We start from the raw sequence: 15,127 nt of genomic DNA, 5'->3' as shown, positions 1-15,127 counted from the left end.
CCATTCAAATGAGGAGGTTCATAGTATGGCAGATCTTCGAATCAACCTTGCAGGCATAGAGTCACCAAACCCTTTTTGGCTCGCTTCTGCACCGCCAACCAATTCCGGCTATCAGGTTCAGCGTGCGTTTGAAGCAGGCTGGGGAGGCGCCGTATGGAAGACGCTGGGGGAACCGATCATCAATACAACGGCCCGCTTTGCGGCTGTCAGTTTTAACGGTAAAAAAGTAGCCGGGTTCAACAACATTGAGCTGATTACCGATCGTCCGCTTGAAGTCAATTTAAAGGAAATCTATGAAACGAAAAAAAGGTTTCCAAACCACGCCATTATTGCTTCGCTCATGGTAGAGCCCCAACGGGAAAAGTGGCATGAAATTGTCATACGAGTGGAAGATGTGGGTGTTGATGGGCTTGAGTTAAACTTCGGATGTCCCCACGGAATGGCGGAACGGGGAATGGGCGCTGCTTCCGGTCAGCAGCCGGACCTTGTGGAAGCCCAGACCATGTGGGCAAAGGAAGCCGCACGGACACCCGTTATTGTTAAGCTGACACCAAATATCACCGATATTACCGTAACGGCGCGTGCTGCCGTTCAGGGAGGCGCAGACGCCATCAGCATGATCAATACGATCAACAGCCTGGCTGGCGTGGATATTGATACATGGAATACCATTCCGCATGTGGCCGGAAAAGGCGCTCACGGAGGCTATTGTGGTCCGGCTGTTAAGCCAATTGCGCTGAACATGGTGGCAGAATGTGCAAGAAACCCGCTAATTAATGTGCCTATTTCAGGAATTGGCGGTATTTCCACCTGGAAGGATGCCGTTGAGTTTATGCTGATGGGCGCAGGCGGTGTACAGGTATGTACCGCCGCCATGCACCATGGATTCAGCATAGTGGAAGATATGATCGACGGTTTGAACAACTATTTGGATGATAAGGGCATTGCATCTGTTCAGGATCTGATCGGCAAGTCGGTGGAACGCTATTCGGATTGGGGCAACCTTGATCTGAATTACAGGATTGTCGCCCGCATCAACCAGGATGTATGCATCAACTGCAACAAATGCCATATTGCTTGTGAAGATACCTCACATCAGTGCATTGACATGCTGACCGATCCGGACGGCAACCGTTACTTACAGGTGAGGGAAGACGATTGTGTCGGATGCAATCTTTGCTCTATCGTCTGTCCTGAAGACGGCGCCATCGACATGGTGGAACTGCCGCATGAACAGCCGCCCATGACTTGGAATGAACGCCAAACGGTACTGGCGGGTTTTAAAGGAAATTAAGGGAGGAACAAGCCGATGAAAAAGATCATTAAAAACGGAACCATTGTTACCGCATCTGATACGTATGTTGCCGATGTGCTGGTCGAGGACGGAAAGGTTGCCGCCATTGGGCGGGACTTGCCATCTGATGGACTCGAGGTGATTGATGCCGAAGGATGTTACTTGTTTCCCGGCGGAGTAGATCCCCACACCCATCTTGAGATGCCTTTTGGAGGAACCGTAAGCCGCGATGATTTTGAAACGGGAACCATTGCTGCAGCTTTTGGCGGAACAACAACAGTCATTGACTTTTGTTTAACAGACAAAGGAGTACCATTGAAAAATTCGATTGAAACGTGGCATAAGAAATCGAAAGATAAAGCGGTCATTGATTATTCATTCCATCTAATGATTGGAGAAATCAATGAAGAGGTGCTGCAGGAAATTCCCCAAGTAATCGAAGAGGAAGGAATCACATCCTTTAAAGTCTTTATGGCCTATAAAAATGTGCTTCAGGCAGATGACGAGACTCTCTATAAAACACTGGTTATGGCCAAAGAGCAAGGAGCTCTTGTAATGGTTCATGCTGAAAATGGAGATGTGATCGATTTTCTGACAAAAAAGGCGCTTGATGAAGGAAAGACCGACCCAATCTATCATGCTTTGACGCGTCCGCCGGAGCTCGAAGGCGAAGCAACTGGTCGTGCCTGCTTGATGGCAGGACTTGCCGATTCTCAATTGTATGTGGTTCACGTCACCTGCCGCGAAGCCGTGGAAAAAATAGCAGAAGCACGAAGCAAAGGCTATAACGTGTATGGCGAAACCTGTCCGCAATACCTTGTATTGGACCAAAGTGATATGGAACGGCCCAATTTTGAAGGCGCCAAATATGTCTGGTCACCGCCGCTGCGTGAAAAGCAGCATCAGGAGCATTTGTGGAATGCTTTAAAGAACGGCCAGCTGCAGGCACTGGGTTCGGATCAATGCTCGTTTGATTTTGAAGGACAAAAAGATCTTGGCAAAGGTGATTTTACAAAGATTCCAAACGGCGGTCCGTTTATTGAAGACCGCTTTACGGTTCTTTTTTCAGAAGGCGTAAAAAAGGGCCGAATTACCCTTAATCAATTTGTAGATATTATTTCTACTCGTTCTGCGAAATTGTTCGGTCTCTTTCCGGAAAAAGGAACCATTGCTATTGGCAGTGATGCGGACATCGTCATTTTTGATCCGGCAGTGGAGCGGACCATCTCCGTACAAACCCACCATATGGCTGTAGATTATAATGCCTTTGAAGGCATGAAGGTGACAGGGGAGCCGGTTTCCGTTCTGTCTCGCGGTGAGTTTGTCATCAAGGATAAACAGTTTGTCGGCGCACTCGGAAAAGGGCAGTATGTGAAGAGAAAACGGTTCAATGCCGCAGAGAACAAACAAATGGCAGCTCTTTCTAAATCCTGAATCGTTCGTATTTTAAGAGTCAAGGGAGGCTGGTGTATGACTGCGTCACAGGAATATTTTGAAGAGAAGGCAAAAATTGATCTCCTGCTGAACCAGGGCTTTAAGATAACAAAAGTTACAGAAAATCTGGATGGAGCCACGGTTGTTTTTGAATCAGCGAATCAACGTAATCAAGAGGTATTGCTGATTGAAACAGCCGATGCGAGAAAATATTTTTCTTCTGTTATGGTTTCATTGCAAAAGAATCTTACGATGGCAGAATAATAGAGTAAGAAGGCTGTTGGGCAATAGTCAACAGCCTTTTTATACATAGAAGGAGGAGTACTGATGCAGGTTCAAGAACTAAAGATTAATAGTGAGCGGCTGAATGGCCGTCTCGATGAGCTTTCCAAAATAGGGAGAATAGGAGATACTGGCGTATGCCGTCCCGCTCTTTCTACTGTTGAAAAGGAAGCGTTCGAACTGGTTGGCTCCTGGATGAAAGAGGCTGGATTAAAGGTCAGGATTGACCACTTTGGAAACCTTATTGGGCGGATGGAAGGGAAAAACCCTGATGCACCAGTTCTCATGATGGGTTCTCATTTGGATTCACAGCCCTACGGAGGAAGGTATGACGGTCCGGCAGGCGTCCTTTCTGCTATTGAAGCTGTCGCTACGCTCAATGAACAGGGCATCACGCCAGAACGACCCATTGAAGTGGTATCCTTTTGTGATGAAGAGGGCTGGCGTTTTAACCGTGGGCTGTTCGGCTCCAGGGGGATTCTTGGCAAGCTGGAAGAAGCTGACCTGGAGCGTAAAGACCAGGATGGCGTAACAAGAGAACAAGCACTCCGTGAATTTGGCTGTGACCCAAAAAAATTTCAGGAATCGCAATATAAACCTGGCAGCATCCATGCTTTTTTGGAACTGCACATTGAACAGGGTCCTGTTTTGGATAAAGGGAACTTGCCGCTTGGCGTCGTTTCCGGTATTTCAGGTCCGCTTTGGTGGACAGTGAAACTAAAAGGCTTTGCCGGTCATGCAGGTTCCGTTCCTATGGCTATGCGCCAGGATGCCATCCTCGGCATGTCGGAAATCTCCCTTGCTCTCAATCGCATTGTCCGGCAGGATGAGAAAGCACCAACCGTAGGAACTGTGGGGCATGTACAGGTGTTTCCGAATTCAAGAAATATTATCGCAGAGGAAGTGACCTTTACCATTGATCTGCGGGATATTGACCAAAATCGCAGGGACGCCTATGAAAAACAGCTAAGGCAGGAGATCAACGACATCTGTGATAAATACCATTTATCTTATGACATACAAGAAGACACCAACAGCGAACCCAGATATTGTGCGGAATGGATTAAAGAAACCATGCACAGTGAAAGCAAGAAAATGGGACTTGAATTGCCAGAATTGATGAGTGGCCCGTTTCATGATGCACTGATGCTTTCCTATGCATGTGACTATGGAATGAGTTTTGTCCGCTGCAAAGATGGGATCAGCCATAATCCGGCAGAGTATTCCTCTCCGGAGGATTTGGCGCTTGGTGCTGAACTGCTTTATCGGACGATGAACAAAATGATGGTCATTTAATAAATAGGAGGGGGGCTGTCCTGAAAGTCAAAAATTGACCTTCAGGCATCCCCTTTTTGCGTAAAACATTAGTATTTTCTTCAATTAAGAAGATATGTACTTTTTGAAAAGAGCGAACAGCGGGGTTTTATCGACATTTTCTGTTTCGCAACACAGTAATAAAGCCGCCCAATATATCATGAGTCACGACAAAACCTTTTCGCTGATAAAATTCAAGCGCGTTTTTGTTTCCATTTGAAACATAAATGAACAAATCTTCAACCTGGTTAAATTGCCGTAGCCATTCCATGGACATTTCAAATAACTTCGAGCCGATCCCATATTGGCGGAAGCCGTCTTTTATATAAAATTGGGAAAGACAGCCGACTTGATCGCCCGAAACAGAATTCAAATCAAAGAACGTGGCAAAGTCATTGGAATACGCGGTCTTGGGAGAAACATTGGTATAAACATAGCCAATCATCTCATCTCCATCCTTCACGGCGACGAGGTGATTATGAAGAGCCGACTCGATGGAAGGGAGCATCCTTGTTTCAAAATTCATGGTGTTAAAGAGTTCCGGCTTGATCACGGCCTTGGACTTTTGGTAGATCATCAGTTCATTGCATAACTCTCTGCATTGTACAGCCTGATCAGCCGGCAAAATCTCATAGGTTAACTTCATATCTTTCACCCTTTCATTTTCTCAAATTAAAAAAGCTACGATATAATCATAATACAGCCAGTATGGAAAACAAGTATGCTGTATTTTATGAGTAAGTCAGTAAAAACTGAGTAAAGGGTGGTATAGTGCTTCGTGGAACAGTATAAAAGAAAAGAAGATTGCCCGTTAACGTTCGCCCTGACTTTAATTGGCAGCAAATGGCGGCTTCCGATCATATGGGCGTTATGGAACGGAAAAATCTTGCGCTACAACGAACTCAAACGAAGAATAGATGGCATAACCAATATGGTGTTATCTCAGTCATTAAGAGAAATGGAAAACCAGGGATTGATTCTTCGCAAGCAATATATGGAGATTCCACCGAGAGTGGAGTACTCACTGACAAAGGATGGAGAAGCTTTGATTCCATCTCTTGAATCATTGGCGAAGTGGGGAAAAGCCATGCAAAATAAATAGGCAAATAGGCATTTTGAAAAAAATTTGGGACAAAGATAAAGACTCCCTTGCATCGGCAAGGGAGTCTTCTGGTTTATCCGGCTTCTTTTTCCGAAAACTGGCTGTTGTACAGATCGGCATAGAAACCGTCTGCTGCTAGCAGCGTTTCGTGTGTTCCTTGTTCGATCACTTTACCCTGGTCCATGACGAGAATCAGGTCCGCATCCTTAATGGTCGACAGGCGATGGGCAATCACAAAGCTGGTGCGCCCTTTCATCAAATGGTTCATGGCTTTCTGAATATAAATTTCTGTCCTTGTATCCACGTTGGAAGTCGCTTCATCAAGAATCATGATGGGCGGGTCCGCCAGAACAGCTCGGGCAATGGTTAAGAGCTGTTTTTGCCCTTGTGAGATATTGGACGCTTCTTCATTCAACACGGTCTCATATCCCTCAGGTAGAGTGCGGATAAAATGGTCTGCATGCGCCGTCCGGGCGGCAATGATAATTTCTTCATCGGTTGCTCCTGTTTTCCCAAAAGCAATATTTTCTTTAATCGTTCCATGAAAAAGCCAGGTATCTTGAAGAACCATGCCAAACTTGCGCCGGAGTTCAGATCGTGGCATCTTCCTCGTATCTGTTCCATCAATTTCGATCTTTCCGCCATTCAGCTCATAAAATCGCATCAAGAGGTTGATGAGGGTCGTTTTGCCTGCACCTGTTGGTCCGACAATTGCCACTGTCTGGCCGGGAGCTACCTCGATGTTCATATCCTCAATCAGCAATGATTCTCCATAACCAAAGTCCACATGTTCAAAACGGACAGCACCTTCCGTTCGGTTCAAAACCGTATCTGTCTGTTCTTTTTGTTCCTCTTCTTCATCCAGCAGTTCAAAGACCCGTTCAGCAGCAGCCACCGTCGATTGAATGATATTGGCGATGTTGGCGGTTTGGGTCACAGGCTGTGTGAATTGTTTGGAATACGTAATAAAGGCTTGTATGTCACCAATGGAGATCGCGCGTTTGGTGACCAGGAACCCGCCGATCACACTGATGAGTACATAGCTTAAATTCCCGATAAAGAACATCATAGGCATGATGATTCCGGAAATAAATTGTGCTTTGCTTCCCGCACGGTACAGTTCTTCATTGATCCCTTTGAATTGCGAGATGGCCGCTTTTTCATAACCGAACGCTTTCACCACCTGATGCCCGGTATACATTTCTTCAATATGGCCGTTCAATTGGCCCAACGTCTTTTGTTGGTCTGCAAAATGTTTCTGAGACCGTTTCAGAATAGGACGGATAACAAACATGGACAGCCCGAGACTTACAATGGAAATCAGTGTGAGCAGGGGACTGATCGAAAGCATCATGATAATAATTCCGAGGATAGTCACTATGGAAGTAATGAACTGTGTCAAACTTTGCTGAAGCGTGCTTCCGATCAAATCAATATCATTGGTCATCCGGCTCAGTGTTTCTCCGTTTGGCCGTCCGTCGAAGTATTTGAGAGGCAGCTTTTCTAGTTTCTGATTAACATCCCGCCTGAGGTCAAACACGGTGTCCTGAGACACGGTCGACATTAAATACTGCTGAAGAAAATTAAAAAGGCTGCTGAGCACATAGAGTCCTGCAAGGATGAGAAGCAGCTGTCCGATTTTTTCAAAGTCAATGGCAGCTCCGGGTATGCCTTTAAATTTTCCGTAGGCTCCTTCAAACAATACCGTAATGGCTTTACCCGTAATCTTCGGTCCTATAATCACAAAAACGGTACTAATAATAGCTGCGATAAAGACTGCGACCAGTTTTCGTTTTCGCGGTTTTAAATAGGATAAAAGGCGGAGGAGTGTTCCTTTGAAGTTTTTTGCCTTCTGGCCCATCATTAACATGCTGCCTCCGCCAGGGCCGTGGCCCATTGCGCCTTGTTGCCTGCTCATGCAATTTCCTCCTCAGTGAGCTGGGACAGGGCGATTTCCCTGTAAACCTCATTGGTTTCCAGAAGCTCCTCGTGTGTTCCCATACCAGCTATTTTTCCTTTTTCAAGAACAATGATCTGGTCTGCATCCATTACGGTATTGACGCGCTGTGCCACAAGCAAGACGGTGGAGTTTCTGGTTTCTTCTTTAAGCGCAGCCCTTAACCTGGCGTCTGTCTTGAAATCGAGTGCTGAGAAGCTGTCGTCAAATAAGTAAATGTCCGGTTTTCGAACGATTGCCCGTGCGATGGAAAGTCTTTGTTTTTGTCCTCCCGACAGGTTGGAGCCACCTTGTTCCAGTCTGGACTCAAAGCCGTCTTTCATCTTGAGGATAAAATCTTCAGCCTGAGCGATTTCTGCAGCATGCCGGATTTCTCCATGAGAAGCTTCGGGTTTTCCATAGCAGATGTTTTCAGCAATCGTTCCAGTAAAAAGGACTGCTTTTTGCGGAACAAATCCAATCTTCGACCGGATTTCGTCTTGCGTGGCATTTTCAATGTTTACACCGTTCAATCGGATGGTTCCTTCTGAACACTCATAAAAGCGCGGGATCAATTGAAGCAGAGTGGATTTCCCGGACCCGGTTCCGCCGATGATGGCTGTAATCTCTCCGGCCTGTGCCTTAAAACTGATGGAGGAGAGAGCGGGTTCCTCGGCACCTGGATAGCTAAAGGTAACCCGATCAAATTCAAGAGTTCCCGGCTCAGCGTCTGCCCGTTCTGCACCCTTATCCTCAATTGCCGGCTGAATGTTCAGCACTTCATTGATCCGGCCGGCCGAAACGGCTGCGCGCGGAACCATGACAAACATCATCGATGACATGACGAGGGCAAACATAATTTGCATGGCATACTGTGTGAAAGCCATTAAGTCACCAATCTGCATGGTGCCGTTGTCTATTCTCATGCCTCCGAACCAAATGATGCCGACGATGGTCAAATTCATAACCAGCATCATAACTGGCATCATAAAGGCCATAATCCGGTTTACTTGGATCGAGACATCCCTGAGGTCTTTATTCGCGTGCTGAAGACGTTTCTTTTCCTCGAATTCACGATTAAACGCCCGAATCACCCGAACGCCCGTTAAATTTTCCCGAAGGACCAGATTCAGACGGTCCAGCCGCTTCTGCACTGTTTTAAAAAGCGGAACTGCTTTGTATAAAATCAGCAGGATGGAGGCGACCAGCACGGGAAGAGTCACCACAATGACCAAAGACAACTTGGCATCTTTTGAGACAGCCATGATGATGCCCCCTACCAGCATGATGGGGGCGCTGATCACCATACGAAGCATCATGATAACCACTTGCTGCACCTGGGTAATATCGTTCGTCGTTCTCGTAATGAGGGAAGCGGTTCCTACCTGATCAAATTCATGCAATGAGAAACGTTCCACGTGTTCAAACACCTTCAGTCGAATGTCACGCCCGAGGCCAATGGCCGCTTTGGAAGAAAAATAGCTTGCAGTAACCGAAGCCAGGGCACCAACCGCTGAGACAAGGAGCATCCAGCCTCCGACTTCCCAGATGTAGGATAACTTACCGGGAACAACGCCTTTGTCGATAATGTCTGACATAAGAGTGGGCAGAAACAGGTCTGACATGGATTGGATGAAAATCAATCCAAACACCGAGGCGACCATCCACTTATAGGTCGCTAAGTTTTTTAGTATTTTTATCATTGGGCATTTTCCTCCTTTACTCTTTTTCTTCAAGATGCTGAGCAATATGCAGGTGTGTTTTTAGAAGGTTATGAAACTGGTCATCTTCCAGACCTTGAACTGCCTCCCCGATAGCCTGGTGGATGCCGTCTTTTTGCTCATGAATGGTTTTTAATAGTTTCTTTCCTTTTTCGGTAATGGAAAGCTGAATTTCCCGTCGGTTATCTTCGACCGGCTGCCGATGGAGCAAGTCTTCACGAACCAAAGCATCCACCGACTGACTAAGTGTACTTTTTGGAAAAAAGGTCTTTTCTCCAAGATTCTTCTGAGTTAGTTCCTTATGAAGAATCATGGCGGTCAAAATGGTATATTGCGGCACGGACAAGCCGTTATCAGCTGCTGTCCGCTGGACAATCCGCATCACATTTTTTTGCACATTCCAAAAAGAGCGGAGAAGCTGAACCGACCGGGTGGCGTGCAGTGTTTCAAATTCCATGAACGACCCTTCCTTCTGTTTATTAACTGTTCATTTTAGAACAGTTCATCTATGAACTATTATACGTTACCTCCAACGTCTTGCACAGTCAATAGGCTGAAGGAACAATAGGAAAGGTTATGATTCTCCTAAAATTAAGACAGAAGGTTTTATAAATCCAAAAGAAAGTAGCTTTTTTTCAAAGACTGCATTTTTTTACCGCTGTAGAATAAAGATACAGAAAATTTAAACTTTTGAAGGAGTTGTTGGCATGAATCGAACGATGACAGAAAAGCGTTCCAAGCGGTTTAAAGTGCTTGAAGAGCGGCCGGTTAACAAAGACGGCTTTGTAAAGGAATGGCCGGACCAGGGATTTGTTGCCATGTCCAGTCCTCATGATCCAGACCCGTCGTTAACAATAGAAAACGGCAAGATTACCGAAATGGACGGCAAAGAGCGAAAAGACTTTGATATGCTGGATCAGTTCATTGCGGACTACACGATCGACGTGTCGACAGCAGGAGAAGTTATGAAAATGGAAAGTATCGAGATTGCCAGAAAACTGGTGGACATTCATGTTTCCCGTTCTGAAATGATTTCGATCGTTAAGGGAATGACACCGGCTAAAGTGGTGGAAGTGCTGAACCAGCTGAATGTCGTTGAAATGATGATGGCCTTGCAGAAAATGAGAGCAAGAAAAACCCCGGCTAACCAATGCCACGTAACCAATGTTCGTGACAATCCGATCCTGATGGCTGCCGATGCGGCAGAAGCTGGAATTCTCGGGTTTGATGAACAGGAGACCACGGTCGGCATTGTTCGGTACGCTCCTTTTAATGCACTAGCCTTGCTCGTAGGTTCACAGACCGCAAGAGGCGGAGTCTTGACACAGGATGCGCTTGAGGAAGCAACGGAATTGCGGCTGGCCATGCTGGGGCTTACCACCTATGCCGAAACCATTTCCATTTACGGAACGGAATCTGTCTTTATGGATGGAGATGACACGCCGTGGTCCAAGTCCTTTTTGGCATCGGCCTATGCTTCAAGAGGCGCAAAAATGCGCTTTACGTCCGGAACTGGTTCAGAAGTGCAAATGGCAGGGGCGGAAGGGAAGTCCATGCTTTACCTTGAAGTCCGTTGTGTCATGATGGCAAAGGGCGCCGGTGTTCAGGGGCTGCAAAACGGGTCCATCAGCTGTATCGGTATTCCTGCGGCTGTGCCGAGCGGGTTGCGGGCGGTCCTGGCGGAAAACCTGGCCACAACTATGTTCGATCTTGAAGTCGCCTCGGGAAATGACCAGACATTCTCCCATTCGGAAATCAGGCGAAGCGCCAAAATGCTCTGTCAAATGCTGCCAGGCACCGATTTTATTTTCTCCGGCTTTAGTGCAGTGCCCAATAGTGATGATATGTTTGCCGGCTCCAATATGGACTCATCGGATATTGACGACTATCTTATCATTCAGCGGGACATGATGGTTGACGGCGGACTGAAACCTGTAGAGGAAACGGACGTTATCAATGTCCGCTATCAGGCAGCGAAATCCATGCAGGCGATCTTTGAAGAGTTGGGTTTTCCGAGGATCACGGATGAAGAAGTCGAAGCGGCAACCTATGCCAACAGCAGTGCGGATATGCCAAAACGCAATGTAGTGGAAGATTTGAAGGCGGCAGAGCGGATCTTAACGGAAGAGATTACTGGATTTCAGGTAGCCCTCATCCTTGCCAAAAGAGGCTACCAGCAAACGGCGGAACGGATCTTCAATATGCTGAAGCATAAAGTAGCAGGTGATTATTTGCATACTTCTGCGATTATCAATGCGCAAAATGTAGTGTTGAGTGCGGTTAATGATGAAAACGATTACAAAGGACCGGGAACAGGCTACCGATTGGGCGGGGAGCGATGGGAAGAAATCAAAAATATCCGCCAGGCGATCAGTCCCAGCGATTATTAAGGAGGGAAGCTCATGATTGGCACGTTTGAAATACTCATGAATCTGAATGACGGAGAAACGGCACAAAAAGGAACAAATGCCAACGAAGTGGTTATTGCGATTTCTCCTGCTTTTGGAAAAGAACTCAATAAAACGATTGTGAAAGTCGATCACAGCAAGGTGCTCAGAGAAATCATTTCAGGCATTGAAGAGCAAGGAGCGCTTCCCCGCATTATTCGGAGTTACCATACAGCAGATTTGGCGTTCATGGGCCACCAGGCAGCAAAGCTCAGCGGTTCAGGCATCGGAATCGGCCTGCAATCCAGAGGCACGACCGTTATTCATCAAAAAGACCTGGATCCCCTGAGCAACCTGGAGCTCTTTCCGCAATCCCCGTCGATTACGCTGGAAACCTACCGCGCGATTGGAAAAAATGCCGCGCTTTATGCTCTCGGTGAAAGTGTCGACCCTGTACCTTCGGTCAATGATCAAATGGCACGTCCCAGATATCAGGCGATTGCTGCCCTGCTTCATTTACGGGAAGCTGAGCAGGTGATTAAAAACAAAAAGCCGGTCGTAGTCGAATGGAACTTTTCAATCAAGGAGGAGGCAAACTGATGGCAGGTTTAACAAAAGCAGATTATCCTTTAGGACAAAAGCGGTCAGAGTTAATCTACACTCCAACGCAAAAAAAATTGGAGGATCTCACACTCGAAGCGGCGATAAACGGTGAGATTACGAGCAAGGACATGCGGATCAGCCCCGAAACACTTTCCATGCATGCCGAGATCGCCGAAAGTCTTCACCGCGATCAGCTGGGGCAAAATTTCCGGCGCGCTGCTGAACTCATCAACTTATCGGACCAGCGCATACTGGAAATTTATAGTGCATTACGACCTAACCGTTCCACAAAAGGAGAGCTGTTGCAAATTGCCGATGAGCTTGAAAACGAGTACCAGGCAGCAGAAAATGCAAAGCTCGTACGGGAAGCTGCAGAAGTTTACGAAAGACGGGGCATTCTGCGGCAAGAAGGAGAGTAACGATGGCAAAAGATATTCTTGCCGGAATTGACATTGGAAACTCCACGACCGAGATTGCCATTGCGGAGGTGGGCGATAGAGATCCTCTGTTTCTGTCTCAGCACCTTGTTCCTACAACTGGTGTAAAAGGGACGGCTGAGAATATCCATGGGATTGTCGCCTGTCTGGAAAAAGCCGCGGAAAAAGCAGGTATCAAAGTTTCGGATTTATCACGAATCCGGTTGAATGATGCAGTGCCTGTAATTGGAGACCTTGCGATGGATCTGATCAGTGAAACCATTATTACTGAATCATCCATGATCGGCCATAATCCCGATACACCAGGTGGCGGAGGGATCGGTGTGGGAGAAACCGTCATGATTGATGAGCTGCCGGATCAAAGAAGAGATAAAGATTTTATTGTGGTCGTTCCAGAGTCCTTTGATTACGAATGGGTGGCCTATATGATCAACCGATGTATAAAGGACGGAATCTCCGTGAAAGGAGCAATCATCCAAAAGGATGATGGCGTACTGGTTCATAACCGGCTGCAGGAGAAAATCCCTATTGTGGATGAAGTGGACTTCATTGAAAAAGTTCCGCTTCACAAGCTGGCTGCAGTAGAGGTGGCGCTCTCTGGGCATGTGATCCGAATGCTTTCCAACCCCTATGGACTTGCGACCGTATTCGGTTTGAGCCCGGAAGAAACACGGCAGATTGCACCAGTGGCCAAATCTCTGGTCGGCATCCGTTCTGCGGTTGTGATCCGGACACCTCAGGGTGAAATTGTGGAACGAAAAATAGAAGCAGGCAACATTACATTAGTAGGAGACAAGGATTCAGTTTCTGTTCCGATCAACGATGGAGCGGAGAGGATTATGAAAGCCTATGAGAACATTGGGGATCTGGTCGATGTTCAGGGTGAAATGGGTACGAACGTTGGCGGAATGCTGAACGGTCTCAGACAGGACCTGGCAAATTTGACGGGTCAGGATGCCAATGACATTCATATTTCAGACATGCTGGCGGTGGATGCAGGAATACCGACTTCCATTAGTGGTGCGATGGCTGGAGAAATTGCCATGGAACAAGGCGTTGCCCTGGCTTCCATGGTAAAAACAGAAAAACTCTCTGTTCATAAAGTAGCTGATTTGCTTCAACAGCGATTGGACGTTGAGGTGGAGGTCGGAGGAATTGAAGCGGAAATGGCGATGCGCGGAGCATTGACAACACCGGGAACAGAACAGCCTCTGGTCATCCTTGATATGGGTGGAGGTTCAACAGATGCTGCCTCCATTGACCATAAAGGACAAATAACGACAACACACCTTGCAGGGGCGGGTGACATGGTCACCCTGGTCATTAAGTCAGAATTGGCGCTGGAAGACGCTGATCTGGCTGAAAAAATAAAGAAGTATCCTTTGGGAAAAGTGATCAGCCTTTTTCATATGCAGCTTGAGGATGGGACTATTTCCTTTACGGAAACACCATATGCTCCTGAGACGTATGGCAAAGTCGTTATACGTGAGGATAGCGGACTAACGCCATTGCCCATACGGGACAGTCTTGAGAAAATCCGCCATGTACGCCGGGAAGCCAAACGAAAGGTTTTTGTAACTAACGCCTTGAGAGCCCTGGAAAAAGTGTCGCCTACCCAAAATCTCCGTCATCTTTCGTTTGTTGTAATGCTTGGCGGGTCTGCACTGGATTTTGAAATCCCGCAAATGATTACCGAAGAGCTGTCCAAATATTCCATCGTTGCCGGCTTTGCCAATACGAGAGGAACAGAGGGACCAAGAAATGCAGTTGCCACAGGACTTATTTTATCTGTAACCGAAGGGGTGGCTAATGGATCTTAAAGAGGTGTTTGTCCCTATCGTTCGTCAAAACGTTTCTCATTCCATCTCGTTAAAAGAATTATGCGCGGGTTTGGAGGAGGAGGGGGTTCCATACCGAATTTTAGCAGAATCTGAAAAACTTTCATCCTCCCTGCCTATTTCTATTCTGGTAAAAGGAAACCAGTTCATGGTTTTTCATGAAAAACTTCCCGATGGCCAAAGTTATCTGAACGGAAGTGAGGGCCAGGAGCGGTGGGGAGGGAAAAATGCGGCCAGATTGGTTAAAGGCCTTCCACTTTGTCTTGAATAACGTTAAGAGAATAAGGAGGATATGATGGAAAAACTTACTTTATCGACAGTCAAATCCATGATTGAACAAGGTGAAGGAAAAGCGCAGGAACTTGGTGTACCCATGGTGATTACCGTTGTGGACGGCGGCGGAAATCTCATCGCCACCCACCGCATGGATGATGCGCTTCTTGTAAGTGTGGATCTTTCATTAAATAAGGCATGGACCTCTGTCGCTTTTAAACAACCTACTGCGGCACTCGCAGAAACATGTGCAAACGGCGGGGAGCTTTTTGGAATAAACACCTCAAACAGTGGACGGGTCATCATTTTTGGTGGAGGAATTCCTTTAGTGTCCGGGAATGAAATTATCGGCGCGGTTGGTGTTTCCGGCGGGTCGGTAAGTCAGGACATTGAAGTGGCCGAAGCTGTCGCTGATGCATTGGTTATGGCGTGATAAAAAAGTTGACAAGAGACCAATTCGGAAGCTGGATTGGTCTTTTTGTGATGAACCGTTTATCTTGTAATTG

15 protein-coding genes are annotated in these 15,127 nt (G+C 46.8%); 11 read left to right on the top strand and 4 right to left on the bottom strand.

Annotated features, from left to right (window positions below; translation table 11 throughout):
- Positions 1-25 precede the first annotated feature (25 nt).
- From preA to AS030_RS08315, 4 genes are all read left to right on the top strand, one after another.
- Positions 26-1,294, top strand: a complete 1,269-nt coding sequence (gene preA, locus AS030_RS08330; protein WP_061970426.1) for an NAD-dependent dihydropyrimidine dehydrogenase subunit PreA — start codon at positions 26-28, stop codon at positions 1,292-1,294.
- A gap of 15 nt (positions 1,295-1,309) precedes the next feature.
- On the top strand, positions 1,310-2,728 hold the full coding sequence (gene hydA / locus AS030_RS08325; RefSeq protein ID WP_061970424.1) for a dihydropyrimidinase: 1,419 nt from the start codon (positions 1,310-1,312) through the stop codon (positions 2,726-2,728).
- A gap of 36 nt (positions 2,729-2,764) precedes the next feature.
- On the top strand, positions 2,765-2,992 hold the full coding sequence (locus AS030_RS08320; RefSeq protein ID WP_061970422.1) for a hypothetical protein: 228 nt from the start codon (positions 2,765-2,767) through the stop codon (positions 2,990-2,992).
- Positions 2,993-3,055: 63 nt separating this feature from the next.
- Positions 3,056-4,306 carry a M20 family metallo-hydrolase gene (locus AS030_RS08315; RefSeq protein WP_061970420.1) on the top strand — a complete coding sequence of 417 codons (1,251 nt, stop codon included), beginning with the start codon at positions 3,056-3,058 and terminating at the stop codon, positions 4,304-4,306.
- A gap of 127 nt (positions 4,307-4,433) precedes the next feature.
- On the opposite strand, the gene AS030_RS08310 is transcribed toward AS030_RS08315, so the two are convergent.
- Positions 4,434-4,970 carry a GNAT family N-acetyltransferase gene (locus tag AS030_RS08310; protein ID WP_061970418.1) on the bottom strand — a complete coding sequence of 179 codons (537 nt, stop codon included), beginning with the start codon at positions 4,968-4,970 and terminating at the stop codon, positions 4,434-4,436.
- A gap of 132 nt (positions 4,971-5,102) precedes the next feature.
- On the opposite strand from AS030_RS08310, the gene AS030_RS08305 reads away from it, so the two are divergent.
- Complete coding sequence (locus tag AS030_RS08305) at positions 5,103-5,426, top strand: winged helix-turn-helix transcriptional regulator (RefSeq protein WP_061970416.1); 324 nt, start codon at positions 5,103-5,105, stop codon at positions 5,424-5,426.
- Positions 5,427-5,499: 73 nt separating this feature from the next.
- Here the strand turns inward: AS030_RS08305 and AS030_RS08300 are convergent, their stop codons facing one another.
- The 3 genes from AS030_RS08300 to AS030_RS08290 are packed head-to-tail and all read right to left on the bottom strand — an operon-like array spanning position 5,500 to position 9,540.
- The gene (locus tag AS030_RS08300) at positions 5,500-7,344 is read right to left on the bottom strand and encodes an ABC transporter ATP-binding protein (RefSeq protein ID WP_061970414.1); all 1,845 of its coding nucleotides are present in this window, start codon (positions 7,342-7,344) and stop codon (positions 5,500-5,502) included.
- Positions 7,341-9,065 (bottom strand): ABC transporter ATP-binding protein, encoded by a 1,725-nt coding sequence (locus tag AS030_RS08295; protein ID WP_061970412.1) that lies wholly within the window; start codon positions 9,063-9,065, stop codon positions 7,341-7,343. The genes AS030_RS08300 and AS030_RS08295 overlap by 4 nt, the downstream gene beginning before the upstream one ends.
- A gap of 16 nt (positions 9,066-9,081) precedes the next feature.
- A complete protein-coding gene (locus AS030_RS08290) occupies positions 9,082-9,540 on the bottom strand; it encodes a MarR family winged helix-turn-helix transcriptional regulator (protein WP_061970410.1) in 459 nt (152 codons plus the stop codon).
- A 250-nt stretch (positions 9,541-9,790) separates the two neighbouring features.
- Between AS030_RS08290 and AS030_RS08285 the strand changes: the two genes are divergently transcribed.
- From AS030_RS08285 to AS030_RS08260, 6 genes are read left to right on the top strand one after another with little or no spacing between them, the layout of a single operon-like run.
- A complete protein-coding gene (locus AS030_RS08285) occupies positions 9,791-11,473 on the top strand; it encodes a propanediol/glycerol family dehydratase large subunit (RefSeq protein WP_082635740.1) in 1,683 nt (560 codons plus the stop codon).
- Positions 11,474-11,485: 12 nt separating this feature from the next.
- A complete protein-coding gene (locus tag AS030_RS08280; RefSeq protein ID WP_061970407.1) occupies positions 11,486-12,070 on the top strand; it encodes a propanediol/glycerol family dehydratase medium subunit in 585 nt (194 codons plus the stop codon).
- Positions 12,070-12,492: a diol dehydratase small subunit gene (locus AS030_RS08275; RefSeq protein WP_061970405.1), complete on the top strand. Its 423-nt coding sequence runs from the start codon at positions 12,070-12,072 to the stop codon at positions 12,490-12,492. Before AS030_RS08280 ends, AS030_RS08275 begins: the two co-directional genes overlap by 1 nt.
- Before the next feature lie 2 nt (positions 12,493-12,494).
- Positions 12,495-14,330 carry a diol dehydratase reactivase subunit alpha gene (locus AS030_RS08270; RefSeq protein ID WP_061970402.1) on the top strand — a complete coding sequence of 612 codons (1,836 nt, stop codon included), beginning with the start codon at positions 12,495-12,497 and terminating at the stop codon, positions 14,328-14,330.
- Positions 14,320-14,619, top strand: coding sequence for a glycerol dehydratase reactivase beta/small subunit family protein (locus tag AS030_RS08265; RefSeq protein ID WP_061970400.1), 300 nt, complete (start codon positions 14,320-14,322; stop codon positions 14,617-14,619). The genes AS030_RS08270 and AS030_RS08265 overlap by 11 nt, the downstream gene beginning before the upstream one ends.
- A gap of 21 nt (positions 14,620-14,640) precedes the next feature.
- Entirely contained in the window at positions 14,641-15,054 is a 414-nt protein-coding gene (locus AS030_RS08260; RefSeq protein WP_338082307.1) for a GlcG/HbpS family heme-binding protein, read from the top strand.
- Positions 15,055-15,127 lie beyond the last annotated feature (73 nt).

It is taken from the genome of Fictibacillus enclensis (assembly GCF_001457035.1).
Taxonomy (GTDB): domain Bacteria; phylum Bacillota; class Bacilli; order Bacillales; family Fictibacillaceae; genus Fictibacillus_C; species Fictibacillus_C enclensis.
This window is presented reverse-complemented; position numbering and strand designations above follow the sequence as displayed.